Below are 4,358 nucleotides of genomic sequence, written 5' to 3' on the forward strand. Positions count from 1 at the left end.
GCGGAGCCGCGACTGGTGGAGGAGGCGCGACCGGAGGAGGAACTGCGACTGGTGGAGGAGCCGCTTCGGCCGCAGGTCCCAGCGGCGGCGCGGGCGTCGGAGGAGGTGCCGCTTCGAGTGGAGCTCCGAGCAGCGTCGGAAGTTCCGGAGCAGGAAGCGTTGCTGGCAATGTCAGCCCGTCCGTCGGAAACACTGCGCCGGCCGCGGCGCAACCGCTGAGCAGCTCACCCGACGCCGGCCTTGCGACTGGCACGGGCGCGGCGAGTGCCATCAGCAACGGGGCAGGCGTCGGTGCTGGCGGCTCGAACAACGGCATGAGCGGCCCTGGCAACGGTACCGGTAACGGTGCGAATGGGCATGGGGCGAACGCCGGACCGAGGGGCATGTCACCCGAGGAACAGGCGCGCGTCTTCTCCCTGCGCGCGATCCATTTCCGGCCCGAGCTCTATTCCAGCACTGCCGATTGCCTCACGGCCGCCCACGGCCAGGGGCTGCCCCTAGAGCTTTGTCGATGACGTTCGACGCTCTCGACGACGACACCGCCCGCAGGTTCCGCTTCATGCCGGCCCTGGGCGCGCTGGGCTCGGCGCTGATGCATGCCGGTGTGGCTCTCGCCCTGCTGCCCGCGATGCTCTCGCAGAAGCATGCGCCCTTCACCGAGCAGCTCGCTTCGATAACACTCGAGCTGCCGACACCACCGAACGCTGCATCGACGGTGGCCGCCGCGGAGCCAACTCACGACCCGCCCGTTGGACCAATGGCGGAGATTGCCGGCTCCCCGGTACCGGCTCAGGGCGAGACCCCGTTGGCGGTAGCGACGCCGGCACCGAACGACCGGGATATCGTATCGAGCCTGCCGTCAGCCGAGCCGCCACCGCCGGTCTTTGCGCGCGAGTTCGGTGCCGTCCGCTTGCCGGACGTCCCCGACACGAGCCTGGAGGAGGCCCTGACGCCAGTGACGGCGCCGCCGACAGTGAGCAGTCGTGATTGGTCGGCGAATTCGCCGTCCGTCGCGGCGGCCGCGCCCCGCCTGCAGTCACCGCCACCGCAGCGCCAGCCGTCACCTCAGGCCGCGCCCAGACGGACCTCCCGGCCGCAGGGTGCCGAGGGAACCGCCCGGACGGCGGCGAAGGCGCCTTCGTCGATCAACCAGACCGCCATGGACGATCGTCATCGCCGGGTGCAGCAGGACTATCTCATGCAGGTCGTGAACAAGCTCTCGCGTGCGCGCTTCCAGGACAATTCGCGCGAAGCGAGCTCTCAGGGCATGCTCGTTGCCCGCCTGACGGTCGCGCGCGACGGGCGCCTGCTCGACCTGGCGATCACGCGGTCGAGCGGGTTTCCCGGTCACGATCGCAGCATTGCCGAGACGATTCGCAGAACCGCGCCATTCCCGCCTCTGCCGGCCGAGATAGGCGTCGAGCCGTACACCTTCACCGTCCCGATCGGTTACGCGCTGGACCGCTAGCTCGCCGGCTCGACAGGATGCTGTGGATTCGCCGCAGGGCAAACTGAGAGAGAAGCAGAACGCGCATCAGTCTCGCGTTGAACGGATCGCGTAGAGCATGCACGGCGTGGGATCATCGACCGCGATGACGCTCTCGCCCGTAAAACTTTCTGCCGTCACCTTCGCGAAGCCCCTGGCGCGCAATTGCTCGACGAGCTTGTCCAGCGCGCCCTTGCACCCGGGCGAGACTTCCATCGCGAGCTGCCGAATTCGCTGCCAATCCGGCTCGGCGATGCCGCGCAGAGCGTCCATCTCGGCGCCCTCGATGTCGATCTTCAGGAGATCGATGCGCGCCAGATCGAGCTGCGCGATGACATCGCTAATGGTGCGTACCCTGCAGGGCTGGATCACAGCGGGCTTGAACAGCATCGTCGCGATCAGGCGCATGAACCAGCGCGGCAGCAGCGGGAGCCCCTTGTGGATTTTCTTCAGCTGCAGGGGGCTCAGACCCTCGAGCATCCGATCCCACTCCTGCCGCTTTTCCGCCGGGAACAGGGTGGAGTTTCCGGGCACGTTGGGAAAATAGGTGATCATGGCCTCGGCGTTCGCGGCGCCGACGGCATCCGCCAGAATCGTCACCTGATGGCGATCTCGCCAACGCGACTCCACGACGTTCCGCTCCAGACAGGCGAGCGTAGGACGCGCCGGCTCGAGGCAGACGATCTTCAGCCTGTCGAAGCGCTCCATCAGCGCGAGAGCGAACATTCCGACGTTCGCGCCGACGTCGAGGACGACATCGCCATCGCCCACGGTCACGCCATGTCGTTCGTAACACCGGTCCTCGAAGATCTCTCGGAAGATGAACTTGATCTCGTTGCCGCTTCGGGGCGTGCTCCAGACGCGAAGACCGTTCGGGCAATGGAATTGCTTCATCGACAATCCATGCAGCCTGGGACCTCGATGTATCGTGTGCGGTTGGTTTGAAATGGTCGGGGCGGCCGGATTTGAACCGACGACCCCCAGTCCCCCAGACTGATGCGCTACCAGACTGCGCTACGCCCCGACCGGTGCCGCGGCAGGACCGCCCCGGCAGAGGGGCTTTAGCGCGAATGGCAGCGATGCCGCAAGCCGCCTTGCACAGGGAACAGGCAAAGAAGATACAGGCTCCATGACGAGTGTTGCTTCCGCCGACCTGACCATGGGCCGGCGCGTCCTGGTGTTCTCCTCGATCGGCCATGCGCTGATGCACATGATGACGGCGTTCTATGCCGTCATCGTGCTGACCCTTGCGGTTGCCTGGGACATGCCGGCCGAGAGCCTGCTCGAGCTCTACGCGCCCGCCACGGTGCTGCTCGGCATCATGTCCCTGCCGGCCGGATGGCTGTCGGATCGCATCGGGGCGCCGGCGACCATGGTGATCATGTTCTTCGGCCTCGGCCTTTCCTCGATCCTGTGCGGCCTGGTGCCCAAGGGCGACACGCTGATGCTGTCGCTGGCGCTGTGCGGGTTGGGCGTGTTCGGCGCCATCTACCATTCGGCCGGGATCGGCTGGATCATCCGCACTGCGCGCGAGCAGGGCCACGCCATGGGCGTCAACGGCCTGTGGGGCAGCGCCGGCCTGGCGCTCTATGGCATCGTGCCGGGCGTGCTGATCACGCTCGCCTCGTGGCGGGCGGCGTTCATCGTGCCCGGCATCGTCTGCCTGGTGGTCGGCGTGGGCTTGCTCTGGGAGATCCGGCACGGCCGGGTTGGTGATCGGCCGATGCCGACGACCGCCGGCGCGCAAGCCGGGCGCAGCGAGTTCTGGCGGGTCTTTTCGGTCCTTTCCGTCACCATGGCCTTCGAAGGCATCATCTGGCAGGCGGTCATGTTCGGCGCCGCCCTGGTGTTCGAGACACGGCTGGCCGCCGACATCGACAGCCTGCGCGCCGGGCTGGCATCGTGGGGCCTTGTGACCCAGACCGTGCTGTGGGTGGGGCTCGCGACCTCGATGATCTACGTCATCTCGGGCTTCGCCCAGTACGCCATGGGGCGCACCATTATCGATCGCTATCCGCTCAAGACGACCTATGTCGTGGCTTCGGCGCTGCAGGTCTTCGCCATGGTCGCGCTCGCCATGGGCAACGGCTACCTCGCCGTCCTGGGCGCCATCGCCTCGGCCGTGCTGAGCTCGGCGACGGGCCCGATCGAGAACATCCTGATCGCGCGCTACACGCCCAGCCGCTATCACGGGCTGGGCTTCGGCGCGAAGTTCGTGGTCGCGCTGGGGACCAGCCCGATCGCCATCCTGCTGATCGCCTGGGTGCGCAAGGCGACCGGGGAGCTCGACCTGCTGTTCTATGGCCTGGCCGGCGTTGCCCTGCTGATCACGCTGGTGGCCCTGCTGCTGCCCGGCGGCGAGCGGGCGCAGGCGCGGCGCGCGATCTCGGCGGCGGCTCAGCCGGCGGAGTAGGGCTGGGAGCGCGCCACTCCGATGGCGTTCTTTGAAGTTGCCCCGGTTTCGTGGACATCGGCACGATAGTGTTTCAGGAGTCCACCATGGCAAACAGGTATCATGAGCCCTATTCACCGGAGTTCCGTCGGCAAATGGTCGAGCTTGTTCGAGCTGGACGCACGCCCGAAGAACTGTCGCGGGAGTTCGAGCCATCGTCGCAAGCGATCCGCAATTGGGTCGCCCAGGCAGAGCGGGATGAAGGTCATCGCAATGACGGGTTGACGACGGGCGAGCGGGATGAACTGTCTCGGCTGCGACACGAGAACAGGCAGCTGAAGCTTGAGCGGGAAATCCTGTCAAAAGCGGCGGCCTGGTTCGCGCGGGAGACGATCCCGCCGAAGGATTCCGATTCGTGAGCGCGAACCGGGCCGTGTATCCGATCGCCACGATGTGCCGGGTGCTGGGCGTCTCCGCCAG

Annotated in this window: 5 protein-coding genes and 1 tRNA gene; 4 read left to right on the top strand and 2 right to left on the bottom strand. The window is 66.9% G+C overall.

Annotated features, from left to right (window positions below; translation table 11 throughout):
* Together AB7O82_RS11575 and AB7O82_RS11580 are read left to right on the top strand one after the other, a co-directional pair.
* On the top strand, positions 1-219 hold a 219-nt coding region (locus AB7O82_RS11575), incomplete at its 5' end, for a hypothetical protein (protein ID WP_428619417.1).
* 292 nt (positions 220-511) lie between these two features.
* A complete protein-coding gene (locus tag AB7O82_RS11580) occupies positions 512-1,468 on the top strand; it encodes a TonB family protein (protein WP_428554185.1) in 957 nt (318 codons plus the stop codon).
* A 66-nt stretch (positions 1,469-1,534) separates the two neighbouring features.
* Here AB7O82_RS11580 and AB7O82_RS11585 read toward each other — a convergent pair whose 3' ends face one another.
* Together AB7O82_RS11585 and AB7O82_RS11590 are read right to left on the bottom strand one after the other, a co-directional pair.
* Complete coding sequence (locus AB7O82_RS11585; RefSeq protein ID WP_428554188.1) at positions 1,535-2,380, bottom strand: FkbM family methyltransferase; 846 nt, start codon at positions 2,378-2,380, stop codon at positions 1,535-1,537.
* 53 nt (positions 2,381-2,433) lie between these two features.
* Positions 2,434-2,510 (bottom strand) — tRNA-Pro (locus AB7O82_RS11590).
* A gap of 105 nt (positions 2,511-2,615) precedes the next feature.
* Between AB7O82_RS11590 and AB7O82_RS11595 the strand changes: the two genes are divergently transcribed.
* Together AB7O82_RS11595 and AB7O82_RS11600 are read left to right on the top strand one after the other, a co-directional pair.
* Entirely contained in the window at positions 2,616-3,899 is a 1,284-nt protein-coding gene (locus AB7O82_RS11595) for an MFS transporter (RefSeq protein WP_428554191.1), read from the top strand.
* 86 nt (positions 3,900-3,985) lie between these two features.
* On the top strand, positions 3,986-4,297 hold the full coding sequence (locus tag AB7O82_RS11600; protein WP_428619420.1) for a transposase: 312 nt from the start codon (positions 3,986-3,988) through the stop codon (positions 4,295-4,297).
* The last annotated feature ends 61 nt before the right edge of the window (positions 4,298-4,358 follow it).

This window comes from Reyranella sp. (genome assembly GCF_050185545.1).
Taxonomy (GTDB): Bacteria; Pseudomonadota; Alphaproteobacteria; order Reyranellales; family Reyranellaceae; genus Reyranella.